This is a genomic window from Aeromonas sp. R4-3, assembly GCF_040908275.1.
Lineage (GTDB): Bacteria > Pseudomonadota > Gammaproteobacteria > Enterobacterales > Aeromonadaceae > Aeromonas > Aeromonas rivipollensis.
Genome location: NZ_JBFODK010000029.1, coordinates 132,460 through 147,791, shown reverse-complemented (window position 1 = coordinate 147,791; position 15,332 = coordinate 132,460). Strand labels below are relative to the sequence as shown.

Below are 15,332 nucleotides of genomic sequence, written 5' to 3'. Positions count from 1 at the left end.
GAGAAAGAGGAATAAAAAAGAGAGGCGCTGGGCCTCTCTTTTCATTTGGGTGTCGGCTGCGCTTATTTGACGCGCATGCCTGGCTGGGCGCCTTCCTGGGGCTCCAGGATCCAGAGATCCTTGCCGCCCGGGCCTGCGGCCAGCACCATGCCTTCGGACATGCCAAAGCGCATCTTGCGCGGGGCCAGGTTGGCCACCATCACGGTCAGCTTGCCTTCCAGATCTTCCGGGTTATAGGCGGACTTGATGCCGGCGAACACCTGACGAGTCTCACCGCCGATGTCGAGCTGAAGTTTCAGCAGCTTCTCGGCTTCCGGTACCGCTTCGGCCTTCTTGATGAGGGCCACCCGCAGATCAATCTTGGCAAAGTCGTCGTAGCTGATGGTTTCGCTGATGGGGTCGTCTGCCAGCGGGCCAGTCGCTTTTGGCGCCTGCTCCTTGGCCAGATCTTCCTTGGAGGCTTCCACCATGGCTTCCACCTTGGCGGGCTCGATGCGGGAGAAGAGCGCTTTGAACGGGGCCAGCTGGTGGTGGGTCAATGGCTTGGCCACACCATCCCAGGAGAGGGTCTCGCCCAGGAAGGCTTCGGCGCGCTCGGCCAGGTGTGGCATGACGGGCTTCAAGTAGGCCATCAGCACCCGGAACAGGTTGATGCCGACGGAGCAGACGTCCTGCAGCTGTGCATCCGCCCCTTCCTGCTTGGCGATGACCCAGGGAGCCTTGTCATCCACATAGCGGTTGGCCTTGTCGGCGAGCGCCATGATCTCGCGGATGGCGCGGCTGAACTCACGGGCCTCGTAGGCATCGGCGATGGAGGCGCGGGCGCTTGCGAACTCGCTATAGAGCTCGGGTTCGCTGCAGCTGTCGGCCAATTTGCCGTCGAAACGCTTGGCGATAAAGCCGGCATTGCGGGAGGCCAGATTGACCAGCTTGTTGACCACGTCGGCATTGACCCGGGAGACGAAGTCTTCGAGGTTCAAGTCCAGATCGTCGATGCGGCTGTTGAGCTTGGCGGCGTAGTAGTAACGCAGGCACTCGGGATCCAGGTGCTTCAAGTAGGTGGACGCCTTGATGAAGGTGCCCTTGGACTTGGACATCTTGGCGCCGTTGACGGTCACATAACCGTGCACGTTGACCTTGGTCGGCTTGCGGAAACCCGCCCCTTCCAGCATGGCCGGCCAGAACAGGCAGTGGAAGTAGGCGATGTCCTTGCCGATGAAGTGATAGAGCTCGGCCTCGGAGTCCGCCTGCCAGTAGCTGTCGAAGTCGATGTCGCCGCGCTTGTCGCACAGGTTCTTGAACGACGCCATATAGCCGATGGGGGCATCCAGCCAGACGTAGAAGTACTTGCCCGGGGCGCCCGGGATCTCGAAGCCGAAGTAGGGGGCGTCGCGGGTGATGTCCCACTGCTGCAGGCCGGATTCGAACCACTCCTGCATCTTGTTGGCCATCTCTTCCTGGATGGCACCTGAGCCGCGCACCCACTCAGAGAGCCATTTTTCAAACTGCGGCAGATCGAAGAAGAAGTGCTCGGAGTCCTTCATCACCGGGGTCGCACCGGAGACGGCGGATTTCGGGTCGATCAGCTCGGTCGGGCTGTAGGTCGCGCCGCAAGCGTCGCAGTTGTCACCGTATTGCTCCGGGGACTTGCACTTGGGGCAGGTACCCTTGACGAAGCGGTCCGGCAGGAACATGGACTTTTCCGGATCGAACAGCTGGGAGATGGTGCGGATCTTTATCTTGCCGGACTCTTTGAGGCGGCCATAGATAAGCCCGGCCAGCTCGCGGTTCTCGTCGCTGTGGGTCGAGTGATAGTTGTCGAAGCTGATGTTGAAGCCGGCAAAATCCCCCTGATGCTCCTGGGATACGGCAGCGATCATCTCCTCGGGAGTGATCCCCATCTGCTGCGCCTTGAGCATGATGGGGGTACCGTGCGCGTCATCGGCACAGACGAAATGCACCTGATGGCCACGCATTCGCTGATAACGAACCCAGATATCGGCCTGGATGTGTTCCAGCATGTGGCCAAGATGGATGGAGCCGTTGGCATAGGGGAGGGCGCAGGTTACCAGCATTCTACGAGGATCAGTTGCCATAATACGTTCTTGATGTGCCTGTTGGGATGATACAGTGCCGAGCATGTTACCCGAATTGGGGGCGGCCTGCCTAGGGTTGTGGCCCGCAGGCCCGCAGCGGACGGCATCATGAGAACGTCGGCAAGCCACTGATTTGTGTGCGGTAACCCTTCACCTCAGGATAACGACAACATAATGGGGAGTTAATGGTGATTGATTCAGTAAAACAGATCCTTGCCGAATTTAAGCCGGCTGGATGGGGCCAGGATCTGGTGGCGGCCGGTTTTGTGCGTGCCATCGAGCAGCATGGGCAGACCCTGACCATCAAGCTGGTGCTGCCCTTTGCCGGCCAGACCCTGTTTGAACAGATGAAAGAAGCCTTCGATGCCCATATCAGGGCCGCCACGGGGGCCGCCATCGTCGACTGGCAGTGCGACATCGAGGTGGCGAGCATGCCTCGCGCCCAGCAACTGGCGGCGGTACAGGGCATTCGCAACATCCTGGTGGTGGCCTCAGGCAAGGGCGGGGTGGGCAAGTCCACCACCGCCGTCAACCTGGCGCTGGCCCTGCAAAAGGAGGGGGCGCGGGTTGCCATTCTGGATGCGGACATCTATGGCCCCTCGATCCCGACCATGATGGGGACCCTCAAGGAGCGCCCCCACAGCCTGGATGGCAAGTTGATGGAGCCTGTCATGGCCTGTGGTCTCAAGACCAACAGTATCGGCTACCTGGTGGCGGAGCAGGATGCCACCATCTGGCGCGGCCCCATGGCGAGCAAGGCGCTGGCGCAGATCCTCCACGAGACTCGCTGGGGAGAGGTGGATTACCTGGTGGTGGATATGCCCCCAGGCACAGGGGACATTCAGCTCACCCTGGCCCAGCAGGTGCCGACCACGGCCGCCCTGATCGTCACCACACCGCAGGATGTGGCGCTGGCGGATGCCCGCAAGGGGATCGCCATGTTCAACAAGGTCAATGTGCCGGTGCTCGGCATCGTCGAGAACATGAGTTATCACGTCTGCAGTGCCTGCGGTCATCACGAGGCGCTGTTCGGTACCGGCGGCGGCAAGAAGATGGCAGAGCAGTATCAAGTGGCACTGCTTGGTCAGTTGCCGCTGCACATCGACATCCGCCAGCACATGGACGATGGCTGTCCCACCGTGTTCGGATCACCGGAAGGAGGACTGGCCGAGGCCTATCTGAAACTGGCCCGTCGGGTGGGGGCCGAGCTCTATTTCAGCGGTAAACCGATTGCGACCCCGCTCTACACGGTGGCGCTGGACGAATAATCGGCTGTCGGCCGGTTGCAACAGATTTAGGGTGGGCATGAACCACCCTTTTTTATATAATGGATCGGTTTAAACAATCCCCAGTGCTCTTCTCTTTAGGTATTTTCAATGTCTGATACTCAACATTCGTGTGTGATCATCGGTATTGCTGGTGCGTCCGCATCCGGCAAGAGTCTTATCGCTCAAACCATCTACGAAGAGCTGGTGGCCGAGCTGGGCGCAGGTCAGATTGGTGTGATCACCGAGGATTGCTACTACCGTGATCAGACCCACCTGACCATGGAAGAGCGGGTCAAGACCAACTATGACCATCCCAATGCCCTGGATCACGATCTGCTGGTGCAGCATCTGACCCAGCTGGTGCAAGGGGATGCCGTCAATATCCCCCAGTACTCCTATACCGAACACACGCGCTTGAGCGAAGTCACCGCCTTCGCGCCGCGCCGGGTCATCATTCTGGAAGGCATACTGCTGCTGACCGACAGTCGTCTGCGTGAGCTGATGGATGCCTCCATCTTCATGGATACCCCGCTGGACATCTGTCTGCTGCGCCGTCTGGTGCGTGATGTGCAAGAGCGTGGCCGTACCATGGACTCCGTCCTCAAGCAGTATCAGAAGACGGTACGCCCCATGTTCATGCAGTTCATCGACCCGTCCAAGCAGTATGCAGACGTGATAGTGCCCCGTGGCGGCAAGAACCGCATCGCCATCGACATGCTCAAGGCGCGCATCCGCCACATGTTGATTGGTTGATATGAAACAAGCCGGGTGATGCCCGGCTTTTTTAAATGAAACTTTTGTCAGGAGAGTCGCCGAATGCGTCTTTGTGATACCGATATCGAACGCCATCTGGATGAAGGCAAGATCGTCATTGAGCCGAGGCCCGGTGTTGAGCGGATCAGTGGCGTCAGCGTCGATGTGCTGCTCGGCAACGAGTTTCGCGTGTTTCGCGATCATACAGCCCCCTATATCGATCTGAGCGGTCCGAGCAGCGAGATGGCCGATGCCATCGATCGGGTGATGAGCGACGAGATCCACATCCCGGACGGCGAAGCCTTCTATCTGCACCCGGGTCAACTGGCGCTGGCGGTGACCTACGAGTCCGTTACCCTGCCTGCGGACATCGTCGGCTGGCTGGACGGGCGCTCCTCCCTGGCACGGCTCGGCCTCATGGTGCACGTGACCGCGCACCGCATCGATCCGGGCTGGTCCGGTCGCATCGTGCTGGAGTTCTACAACGGCGGCAAACTGCCGTTGGCGTTGCGTCCCAAGATGAAGATAGGGGCGCTGAACTTCGAGATGCTCTCCGGCGCCGCGGCCCGCCCCTACAACAAGCGGGAAAACGCCAAGTACAAGAGCCAGCAAGGTGCGGTGGCCAGCCGCATCAACCAGGACTGATGTCCGCCTTCATACTGCTTATATAGAGGGTGCTTCGGCACCCTTTTGCTTTTCTGCGAAGGGGAGGGGGCGTGCGGTACGGCGGCCAGTGACGTGGGAACCTGATGGGTAAAACGCGTGTAAAATCGCCAGCTTGGCGGTGAGTTGATGGATGATTGGTGTTGATTGACACCTGCCCATGAGGTGTAAACGGGCTTTAATTAATCCATGACAAGCCCCATTCCAGCAGGGCCTAAGACATTTTCTGACGGAATGCCCTTTTTTTTTCTTACTGAAATATTTCAACAACGGGTATGGCGCACCGAGCCTTCTGGCATAATCCGCCGCAACTCATAAACAGGTTCGTTTTTATGTTTGAAATGTTTAGTGGTTTGGGTTTGTGGTGGTCAATAGGTTTGGTATTGGCCGTTTTTTTTGTGCTGGCCTATGAGTTCATCAATGGCTTTCACGATACCGCCAACGCGGTAGCAACGGTTATCTATACCAAGGCCATGCCCGCGCACACCGCGGTAGTGGCTTCCGGCCTGTTCAACTTTGCCGGGGTCATGATGGGGGGATTGGGGGTGGCCTATGCCATTGTCCATCTGTTGCCCATCGATCTGCTGCTCGGCATGGATTCGACCCAGGGTCTGATCATGGTGTTCTCCCTGCTGTTTTCAGCCATTGTCTGGAACCTGGGAACCTGGTACTTCGGCATCCCGGCGTCCAGCTCTCACACGCTGATCGGCTCCATTCTGGGGGTAGGCGGTGCCTATGCCCTGATCAGCGATCAACCTCTGAATGAGGGCATCAACGTCGGCAAAGCCATCGACATCATGCTCTCCCTCATCATCTCTCCCACCGTGGGCTTCATCATTGCCGCCTTGCTGCTGTTCGCGATGAAGCGAGTCTGGCTTGGCAGCAAGATCCACAAAACCCCGGAAGAGCGACTGCTGGTGGACGGCAAGAAGCATCCGCCGTTCTGGGCTCGTGTGACCTTGATTTGTTCTGCCATGGGGGTGAGCTTCGTACACGGCTCCAACGATGGCCAGAAGGGCATAGGTCTGGTGATGCTGGTGCTGATCTGCATGGCGCCCGCCTACTTCGCACTGGACATGAACAGCCGCTCCTACGATCTGGACAGAACCCAGGATGCCAACCAGCGCATCATGGAGATCTACCAGCGCAACCAGGAGCAGGTGTCCACTGTCGTGAACTTCAGCGTTCCTGCCCATGCCCAGGAAGAGTTGATGACTCATTGCGAGGCCGGTGAGGCCCTCGAGGCCATGGCCACCCTGGACAACCGTCTGGGCCAGGTGCGTACCTACGAGCAGATGAGCCTGACCGATCGCCGCGAGGTGCGCCGTCTGCTGCTCTGTATCGACGACACTGCCCGCAAGGTCTCCAAGCTGCCGCTGCCGGCCAAGGAGCTGACCGATCTCGCCAAATGGCGGAAGGACCTGACCGCCACGGCCGAATACGCGCCGACCTGGGTCATCGTCTCCATCGCGCTGGCGCTGGGTTGCGGCACCATGGTGGGCTGGCGTCGTATCGTCTACACAGTGGGCGAGAAGATAGGCTCTTCCGGCATGACCTACAGCCAAGGCATTGCCGCCCAGATCACGGCTGCTGCCTCCATCGGGGTGGCCAGCATGACCGGCATGCCGGTATCCACCACCCATATCCTCTCTTCCGCGGTGGCGGGGACCATGGTGGCGAACAAGTCGGGCCTGCAGAGCCAGACCATCAAGACCATCTTGCTGGCCTGGGTCCTGACCCTGCCGCTTACCATGCTGCTCTCCGGTGGACTCTTCCTGATCAGCAACAATCTGTTTGGTGGCTGACAGCCAACGCATAACATCAATGACAAAGGGCCTGCGGGCCCTTTTTTCATGGCTGGGATCAGGCCGCTGCTAGCCGTCATGCGCGGCAACCGGTAGAAACACGTCTTATATGCCATCAAACAAGTATGTTCATTAACTGATAGATTCCGCCAGCCTGCATCTTCCTCATTCAACCCCCTTGTCAGCAGAGAAGCCTGACCGCAGCCCATCCCGCCTGTCAGGGGCAGAGGCTACTAAGCCATCGTCTCACCCTCTCATCAGGGCTTCAGCTCTCGCCCTTCATTCCTTGAATCCAGCCCCGCTAGTGACGCTCTGCGCCGGTGTGACTGGCCATGATTCCTGGCCGTGTTGCGGACGCCTTGTTTGTCCCGTGACGGGCTGAGCTTTTCACGATAAGCAAGAGGGCCTGTAGGGCGGGAGCAAGGGCGACGCTCCCAGGCATGGTTCCTGGGGGCTAATTGTGGCAAGGCAAGATAGAGGAGAGGCTGACAGAGAGTGCCGGTTCCCTAGTCTGTCGTGGGCATGTCGTTTATGTCCCTGCAGATGATAAAGAAGAGGAGAGGGATCGGACAGGGGATTGAGGGGCTGACCCAACTGTCAGGCAAAAAAAGAGCCACACAAGGTGTGGCTCTTTTATCAGACCAGACAAGCTAGGGGATCAGGGACGACCCGCCGGGCTGGTTGCTACATTGACGGCGGCTGTGCTGCCACCGTGGCGGCCTGAGCTCGCGACTTCGCTACGCTCCAGCGGGGCCTGCTCAACCGGCTCACGGGGGGCCGGGGCGGGCACTGCTGCCGGCGTTGCCATGGGCGCAGAAGCCTTGCGGGCACGGGCCAGTACGCCAGCGCCTTTGGCAACCGGCTTGGTGGCCGGGGCGACGACAGGCTCGGGCTGTGAAACCACAGGGGCGACAGGCTCGGCGGCAGGAATCACTTCCTCGGCTTGCAGGGCAGGAGCCGGTTCCACCACAACCGGGGCGGCTTCTACCACAGCCTGGTCAGCGATGCTGGCCTCGACCACGACCGGAGCTTCCTCGATAACCACCTCGGCCACCGGTTCGGCAGCGACAGGAGCTGCTTCGATGGCTACCGGGGCCGGCTCGACGGCGGCAGGAGCCGCTTCGATTGCAACGGGTGCTTCAACCACCTCGGCGACCACAGGGGCGGCTACCTCGGCCACAGCCGCTTGAGCCCGCTCATGGGCCTCTTCGGCCACGGCTTCGGCGACCACGTGCTCGGTCAGGGCGGCAGAGGCTTGCAGCGCGGCGGCAACGGCCTCGGCACTCGGGATGGTGATGACAGGCACGGCGGGCTCTTCCACCTTAACCTGAGCAGCATCCGCCTGGGCGGCTGTGGTCAGTTGTACTTCGGCCTGATGTTCATCATCACGCTGGCCACGGGCATCTTCGTTGATGCGCTTGCGACGCTGGCCTTCGATCCGCTGACTGCGCGGAGTACGGCGAGAGCGGCGCTGACCGTCGGTCTGCTCCTCTTGCTCACCGACCACGGCCGCAGTCTCGACCAGATCATGGGCCTGCTCGTCTACCGGCAGGGCAGGGGTGTCGGTGGCGGCGACATCGACCCGAACCTGCTTGCGCAGCTGGCGACGTTCGCGGCGCTCGGCCACTTTCTGCTCTTTTTCCTGACGCGGCTCGGCGCTGACGGCGGCAGTCTCGACGGTTTCTACCGCTTCAACCACGACCTCGGCACGGGGCTCGCGCGGAGCACGGGGTTCGCGAGCCGGGCGCGGGGCGCGGGGTTCACGTTCCTGACGGGGCTCACGGGGTTCGCGGTCCGCACGAGGCTCGTTGCGTGCTTCGCGGGGCTCACGTTCCATGCGCTGTTCGCTGCGCACTTCACCACGGGGTTCACGCTCCTGACGGGGCTCACGCTCTTTACGCGGACGACGGTTGCGGCTCTCGCCACCCTCGCGGTTGGCGGCGCCTTCACGCTTCTCGCCGGCGTCGGCCGGGTTGCGGTTGCTGCGGTTGTCATCGCGACGACCACGCTGGCCACGGCTGCGGGTTTCGTCACGTTGATGACGGTGACCCTCATCCTTGCGCGCTTCCCGTTGTGCGGCCGGCTTCTCGGCAGCAGCTTTCGCTTCAGCCGGGGCTGCGTCTGAGCCGAACAGACCGGAGATAGCCTTGAACAGCTTGCCAAACAGACCCGCTTCGGCGGCGACCGGTGCAGGTGCTGCGACGGGGGCCGGGGCGGCAACAGGGGCAGCCGGTTGAGGTGCCTGGACGAAGCCTTGCAGCAGCGGCTGCTCACGCTCGATGACCTGAGCTTGCTTGGGCTGGTAGACCGGCTTGGCAATCTCGGTTTTCAGCTCGTAGCTTGCCGCTTCCGGGATCTCGTTCTGACGGATGCGGGTCACTTCGTAGTGCGGGGTTTCCAGATGCTGGTTCGGAATGATGTAAACACGGACATCATTGCGCTGTTCCAGACTGGCGATGGAGGCACGCTTCTCGTTAAGCAGATAGGCGGCAACATCGACCGGCACCTGGCCGTGAACCTGCTCAGTGTTGTCCTTCATGGCCTCTTCTTCGATGAGACGCAGGATGGACAGGGCGAGAGATTCATTGTCACGGATGACACCCTGACCCTGGCAACGGGGGCAGATGTGGCTGCTGGACTCGTTGAGGGAGGGACGCAGACGCTGGCGAGACATCTCCAGCAGACCGAAACGGGAGATCCGGCCCAGCTGGATGCGTGCCCTGTCTTGATGGACAGCTTCACGCAGACGGTTTTCCACTTCGCGTTGATGGCGAACCGGGGTCATGTCGATGAAGTCGATGACGATCAGGCCACCCAGATCGCGCAGACGCAATTGACGGGCAATTTCGTCGGCTGCTTCCAGGTTGGTCTGCAGCGCCGTCTCTTCGATATCGCCGCCCTTGGTGGCGCGGGAGGAGTTGATATCGATGGAGGTCAGCGCTTCGGTCGGATCGATGACGATGCTGCCGCCGGAGGGCAGGCGCACTTCACGCTGGAAGGCAGACTCGATTTGGCTCTCGATCTGGAAGTGGTTGAACAGGGCGACATCACCCTTGTACAGCTTCACACGATTGAGGAAATCGGGGCGAACCAGCTCGATGTGCGACTTGGCACGCTCGAAGATGACCGGATTGTCGATCAGTATCTCGCCCACATCGCGACGCAGATAGTCACGAATGGCGCGCACTATGACGTTGCTCTCCTGGTGGATGAGCACGGGCGCGGAGCGATTCTGTGATGCCTTGTGGATGGAGTCCCAGTGGTTGAGCAGGACGTTCAGATCCCATTCCAGCTCTTCCGGGGATTTGCCCACACCGGCGGTACGCACGATGAGGCCCATGCCGTCTGGCACTGTCAGTCCGCTCAGGGCTTCTTTCAACTCGGTCCGCTCGTCACCCTCGATACGACGGGAAATACCGCCAGCACGGGGGTTGTTCGGCATCAGCACCAGGTAGCTGCCGGCCAGACTGATGAAGGTGGTGAGGGCCGCACCCTTGGTGCCACGCTCTTCCTTGTCAATCTGGACGATCACTTCCTGGCCTTCGCGGACCACTTCTTTGATGTTGGGACGACCCTGATAGGAGTAACCGGAGGGGAAGTAATTGCGGGCGATTTCCTTTAACGGCAGGAAACCGTGGCGCTCGGCGCCATAGTCAACAAAAGCAGCTTCAAGACTGGGTTCTACGCGGGTGATTTTACCCTTGTAAATGTTCGCTTTCTTCTGCTCGTGTCCCGGACTTTCAATATCCAAATCGTAGAGCTGTTGTCCGTCAACCAGCGCTACGCGCAACTCCTCTTCCTGAGTCGCGTTGATTAGCATTCTTTTCATTGAGTTCTCATTATTTTGTCATTTTGATTCCTCCACAGGATCCTGCCGGTGCCGGCCTCGGGTCTTCAGCATGCTTGGGCAACCTCCCGGTTGGGACATGCATGAGGCGCAAACTAAGGGCACTCTGGTTCAGCCTTCTCGAGAAGGCATGAATTAAGGATACCGGTGTGGAGACAATTAAATCGGTTCTGTTTGCGTTCTCCATGCGTTGTACCTCGCACCCGGGAACCGTCATGTTCTTGTATACACGGTGTTTCGGGATTGGGTGGCATACTTTTTGGCCACTTAGTACAAGGCTTGAACACAATGACAAAACCTTGTTTATTATCCCATTTAAACCACTTTTATAGCAAGACGCCATTTTTTAACAAAGCATGCAGCCAAGGGCTGCCGGCGGTGTTAAAATCCGTGCCATGACACAGATACATCAACAAGTGCAGCTGCTCACCATCGAAGCTGAGCATGAAGGGCAGCGCATCGACAATTTTCTCAAGACTCAGTTAAAGGGCGTCCCCAAGAGCCTGATCTATCGCATCCTTCGTAAAGGAGAGGTGCGCGTCAACAAGAAACGCATCAAACCGGAATACAAACTCTGCGCAGGCGACGAGGTGCGGGTGCCCCCCGTGCGCGTGGCCGAGAAGAACGAATTGCCCTCTGCCAACCTCGGCAGCATCCAGCGTCTGGAGAGCCAGATCCTGTTTGAAGACGAGGCCATGATAGTGCTGAACAAGCCGTCCGGCATGGCGGTGCACGGCGGCAGCGGCTTGAGCTTTGGCGTCATCGAGGGACTGCGCGCCCTGCGCCCGGAAGCCCGCTTCCTGGAGCTGGTGCACAGACTCGACCGTGACACTTCCGGCGTGCTGCTGGTCGCCAAGAAGCGCAGTGCCCTGCGCAGCCTGCACGAGCAGCTGCGTGTCAAGACAATGCGCAAGCAATACCTGGCGTTGGTGCGCGGTCAGTGGCAGTCCCACGTCAAGGTGGTCAATGCGCCGCTGCGCAAGAACGATCTGCAATCCGGCGAGCGTGTGGTGCGGGTCAGCAGTGACGGCAAGCCCTCCGAGACCCGTTTCCGGATTGCCCGTCAATTTGCCGAAGCCACCCTGGTAGAGTGCAGCCCGATCACAGGTCGCACCCACCAGATCCGGGTTCATACTCAGCACGCTGGTCACCCCATCGCCTGTGATGACAAATACGGTGAGGCGGCCTTTGATGAGAAGATGCGGACCCTGGGGCTCAAGCGGCTTTTCTTGCACGCCTGGAAGCTGAGCTTCACCCATCCGGCGGATGATCGCGAGATGCAGGTGGAGGCGCCGCTCGCCCCCGAGCTCGATGCTTTCCTGAACAAGCTGGCACGCTGATGCAGCGCATCCGACTCGCCATTTTCACCCTGATGGATTCGGTGGGGCGGATCGTCGCCTGAGTTGATGAACACCAAGACAACAATGGGAGCCAAGGGCTCCCATTGTTGTCTCTATGGCTTGCTCAGGCTCAAGGCAGATTGAGGCCGTGGCGCGCGAGCAATTCGATCAGGCCGATGAGGGGCAGGCCGATCAGGGTGTTGGGATCCCGGCCTTCCAGCCCCTTGAACAACATGATCCCCATGCCCTCACACTTGAAGCTGCCGGCGCAATCGAGGGGCAGTTCCGCCATCACATAACGGCGCAGGGCTGCCTCATCCAGGAAGCGAAAATGCACGGTGAAGGGCTCCACGAGCTGCTCGGCCCGGCCGTTTGCGGCATTGAGTACGCACAGGCCGGTATAAAAGGTGACGCTCTTGCCCTGGGCCATCATCAGCTGCGCCACCGCGTTATCCACAGTGCCCGGCTTGCCGAGGATGCGCCCGTCACAGACACACACCTGATCCGAGCCTATGATCAACCCCTGATCATGTTGGCGGGCAATGGCGCTCGCCTTGGCATGGGCCAGGCGGCTGACCAGTGCCTCGGCCGACTCCCCGGCCAGCGGGGCTTCATCGACCTCGGGGGAGGCACATTGGAACGGCAGGCCGAGTTTTTCCAGCAGCGCCTTGCGATAACGGGAAGTGGAGGCGAGGATCAGGGGCGTGTGCATCTGTTGATGATATCCATTTATAAATCAATTGGTTGATTCTAACTGTGGCAGAAGGCTCACGCAAACTACCCCGAACACCAGCACGCCGGCGTTGGTTTACAGCAACATGCATGCTGGCGGCCCGAAAACGGCGTAACCCCAGTTGATGCGGCAGGAGTGCGACATGACAAGATACGGTGTGCTGGCCCTGATGCTGCTCTCCCTCGCGAGCTGGGGGCAGGAGTGGCAGCCCGAGAAGGGGGAGGGCGGCGTACAGCTCTGGACCCAGGCCCGCCCACCATCCCCCTTCCTTGCCTTGCGCCTGGAGATGCGGGTCAAGGCGGATCCCATGGCGTTGATGACCGTGCTGAGAGACACCGCGCGCCATCGGGAGTGGCTGCCATCCAGTCGCGAGGTGCGGCTGCTGGCAAAATCCGGCCCGGATGACGATCTGGTTTACACCCGATTGGCGTCCCCTTGGCCGGTGCAGGACAGGGAGCTCATCACCCGTTCGCATCTGATCAGGCGGGCCGACTGTGCGCTGGTGCTGGAGGTATGGGCCGAGCCGGACGCCCTGGCACCCCGCCCGGGTCTGTACCGGATCCGGGAGAGTGCCGGTCGCTGGGAGGCGTTGCCACAACCCGATGGCAGCACCCTGATCAAGCTCGAAAGCTATACCAACCCGGGCAGCCATTTGCCGGGCTGGCTGGTCAATTCGATGACCATCAAGGCGGCGCTGGGCAGTTTTCAGGCCATACGCCGGTTGATGGAGGCCCAACCCGGAGCCGCGCCTCGACAACTGTTGCTCGATGGTGGGGGCTGCCCTGCCGCGCCCCGAATCCGATAATGGTGGCTCTCGGGAACGGACCGCCAAGCCGGGTGCCTGGTGAGTGGGTTGCTTGATGGGGAAGGGGCGTGCAACGGCATAAAGGGCTCACTAACCCCGAGATCCTGGCCAAGGGGGATGGCCGCACAGGATCCTGTGCGGGATCCCGCGGTTTATGGCATAATCGGCCACCGATGAACACAAGTTCCTCCATGCAGGGGCTTGTGCAGGTAAAATCATCGGCGGTAAGGACTTTTTCCTTTGACTATCCCTTGTTGGACCTATAATATTCGCGCCCTATGCAAAAGGTGAAGTTGCCCGTTAAGGTTGATCCAGTCCGTAATGCCTTGAAGCTACTCGATTATGTCGGGATAGTGGAAAAGTCGCAGATGCCCAGACTGGAAGCATCAACCGAAGGCTTGCGAAGTGATGTGGACGTCACTCTGCAGTTTGGCAAAGATGTCCAGAAGTTGACCGTTATGAAAGGCACTGCCCATGCCAAGGTTGACCTGGTTTGCCAGCGTTGTGGAGAGGCTTTCGAGCACCTTTGTGAAGCTAGTTTTATTTACACTCCGCTGTTCGAGAGAACAAACGAGGAAGAGCTGCCGGAAGCTTATGAGCCCATTGAGTTGGACGAAAACGGCGAGATAGATCTTCATCAAATCCTGGAGGATGAACTCATCCTCTCGTTGCCTCAGGTGGCCATGCATCCCATGGATGTCTGCCCCAGAGGAAACATGGAAATGACTTGGGGTGACATCGAGCCTGCTGATGAGCGGCCGAATCCCTTTGCAGTTCTTGAAGAGCTCAAACGTAAGTGAATTTTAGGAGTTAGCCTACCATGGCCGTACAACAGAACCGTAAAACCCGCGCCAAGCGTGGCATGCGTCGTTCCCACGATGCGCTGACCACTGCAGCCCTGACTGTTGATCAGACCAGTGGCGAAATTCATCGTCGTCACCACGTGACTGCCGATGGTTTCTACCGCGGTAAAAAGGTAATCGCTTAAGGATTGCCTTTGTCTACGCAAACTGTCGCGCTAGACATAATGGGGGGAGATTTTGGCCCCTCTGAAACAGTGCCTGCCGCCGTGCAGGCACTGTCTCTTCTGCCTCAACTAAATCTTGTTCTGGTCGGTGACCAACACCTGATCGCCCCTCTGTTGCAGCAACATGGCTTGCTGAATCATCCCCGCGTTCGTCTCGTACATGCATCCCAGGTCGTGGGCATGGGCGAAAAGCCGATCGTGGCGCTGCGTACCCTGAAAGACTCCTCCATGCGGATTGTGCTCAATCTGGTAAAAGCCGGTGAGGCCGATGCCTGCGTCAGTGCCGGCAATACCGGCGCCCTGATGGCCATGGCCAAATGCGTGCTCAAATCCCTGCCGGGGGTCGACAGACCCGCCCTCATCAAGGCGCTGCCGACACTGAGCGGCAAGCGTACCGTGATGCTGGATCTGGGGGCGAACGTGAGCTGCGATGCGGACACCTTGCTGCAATTTGCGGTGATGGGCTCAGTGGTGGCCGAGCAGGTCGAGGGGATAGCGTCCCCCCGGGTGGCGCTGCTCAACGTGGGGGAGGAGGAGATCAAGGGCAATGACCTGGTACGCCACAGCGCCGAGTTGTTGCGCCAGTGCGCCGCACTCAATTTTGTCGGTTTCATCGAGGGGGACAGGATCTTCAGCGGTGACAGCGACGTCATCGTCTGTGACGGTTTCGTCGGCAATGTGGCGCTCAAGACCGCAGAGGGCGTGGTGCGGATGATGGCCGAACTGGCCGGATATCCTCGCAAAAAACGCAGTTTTCTTGGTCGACTCGCCGGATTTATGTTCAAACGGCGTTTTTCTTACCTGAACCCCGACCAGTATAATGGCGCGAGTCTGTTAGGATTGCGCGGCATTGTGGTAAAAAGCCATGGGCGGGCCGAGCGCCGCGCTCTGTGTCATGCGATTCTGCTGGCCGCACAAGAAGCCAAACACCAACTTCCATTGCAAATTGCAGATCGCCTTGAATCTGTCTTTTCCGACAGGGATTTATAAAACTC

The 15,332-nt window shown here is 59.6% G+C and carries 12 protein-coding genes; 9 read left to right on the top strand and 3 right to left on the bottom strand.

Features of this window, described 5'->3' with window-relative positions; genetic code table 11:
• Positions 1 to 62: 62 nt before the first annotated feature.
• Complete coding sequence (gene metG, locus AB5Y91_RS09360) at positions 63 to 2,096, bottom strand: methionine--tRNA ligase (protein ID WP_111910601.1); 2,034 nt, start codon at positions 2,094 to 2,096, stop codon at positions 63 to 65.
• A gap of 185 nt (positions 2,097 to 2,281) precedes the next feature.
• On the opposite strand from metG, the gene apbC reads away from it, so the two are divergent.
• The 4 genes from apbC to AB5Y91_RS09340 all read left to right on the top strand — a co-directional run bounded on the left by apbC (position 2,282) and on the right by AB5Y91_RS09340 (position 6,585).
• Entirely contained in the window at positions 2,282 to 3,364 is a 1,083-nt protein-coding gene (apbC, locus tag AB5Y91_RS09355; RefSeq protein WP_106886793.1) for an iron-sulfur cluster carrier protein ApbC, read from the top strand.
• Positions 3,365 to 3,472: 108 nt separating this feature from the next.
• Positions 3,473 to 4,117: a uridine kinase gene (gene udk, locus AB5Y91_RS09350; protein ID WP_025326970.1), complete on the top strand. Its 645-nt coding sequence runs from the start codon at positions 3,473 to 3,475 to the stop codon at positions 4,115 to 4,117.
• A 63-nt stretch (positions 4,118 to 4,180) separates the two neighbouring features.
• Positions 4,181 to 4,762, top strand: coding sequence for a dCTP deaminase (gene dcd, locus AB5Y91_RS09345; RefSeq protein ID WP_025326971.1), 582 nt, complete (start codon positions 4,181 to 4,183; stop codon positions 4,760 to 4,762).
• A 350-nt stretch (positions 4,763 to 5,112) separates the two neighbouring features.
• Positions 5,113 to 6,585 carry an inorganic phosphate transporter gene (locus tag AB5Y91_RS09340; protein WP_106886792.1) on the top strand — a complete coding sequence of 491 codons (1,473 nt, stop codon included), beginning with the start codon at positions 5,113 to 5,115 and terminating at the stop codon, positions 6,583 to 6,585.
• 658 nt (positions 6,586 to 7,243) lie between these two features.
• Here AB5Y91_RS09340 and rne read toward each other — a convergent pair.
• The gene (gene rne, locus AB5Y91_RS09335; RefSeq protein WP_368169619.1) at positions 7,244 to 10,414 is read right to left on the bottom strand and encodes a ribonuclease E; all 3,171 of its coding nucleotides are present in this window, start codon (positions 10,412 to 10,414) and stop codon (positions 7,244 to 7,246) included.
• 413 nt (positions 10,415 to 10,827) lie between these two features.
• Between rne and rluC the strand changes: the two genes are divergently transcribed.
• On the top strand, positions 10,828 to 11,772 hold the full coding sequence (gene rluC / locus AB5Y91_RS09330; RefSeq protein ID WP_202619452.1) for a 23S rRNA pseudouridine(955/2504/2580) synthase RluC: 945 nt from the start codon (positions 10,828 to 10,830) through the stop codon (positions 11,770 to 11,772).
• Positions 11,773 to 11,902: 130 nt separating this feature from the next.
• On the opposite strand, the gene AB5Y91_RS09325 is transcribed toward rluC, so the two are convergent.
• Complete coding sequence (locus AB5Y91_RS09325) at positions 11,903 to 12,484, bottom strand: nucleoside triphosphate pyrophosphatase (RefSeq protein ID WP_368169618.1); 582 nt, start codon at positions 12,482 to 12,484, stop codon at positions 11,903 to 11,905.
• Between the two features lie 163 nt (positions 12,485 to 12,647).
• Here AB5Y91_RS09325 and AB5Y91_RS09320 point away from each other — a divergent pair, with 163 nt between their 5' ends.
• The 4 genes from AB5Y91_RS09320 to plsX all read left to right on the top strand — a co-directional run bounded on the left by AB5Y91_RS09320 (position 12,648) and on the right by plsX (position 15,327).
• Positions 12,648 to 13,310, top strand: a complete 663-nt coding sequence (locus tag AB5Y91_RS09320) for an START domain-containing protein (RefSeq protein ID WP_368169617.1) — start codon at positions 12,648 to 12,650, stop codon at positions 13,308 to 13,310.
• 278 nt (positions 13,311 to 13,588) lie between these two features.
• On the top strand, positions 13,589 to 14,110 hold the full coding sequence (gene yceD / locus AB5Y91_RS09315; RefSeq protein WP_025326977.1) for a 23S rRNA accumulation protein YceD: 522 nt from the start codon (positions 13,589 to 13,591) through the stop codon (positions 14,108 to 14,110).
• Between the two features lie 20 nt (positions 14,111 to 14,130).
• Complete coding sequence (gene rpmF / locus AB5Y91_RS09310) at positions 14,131 to 14,298, top strand: 50S ribosomal protein L32 (RefSeq protein ID WP_005300935.1); 168 nt, start codon at positions 14,131 to 14,133, stop codon at positions 14,296 to 14,298.
• 9 nt (positions 14,299 to 14,307) lie between these two features.
• Complete coding sequence (gene plsX / locus AB5Y91_RS09305; RefSeq protein ID WP_368169743.1) at positions 14,308 to 15,327, top strand: phosphate acyltransferase PlsX; 1,020 nt, start codon at positions 14,308 to 14,310, stop codon at positions 15,325 to 15,327.
• Positions 15,328 to 15,332 lie beyond the last annotated feature (5 nt).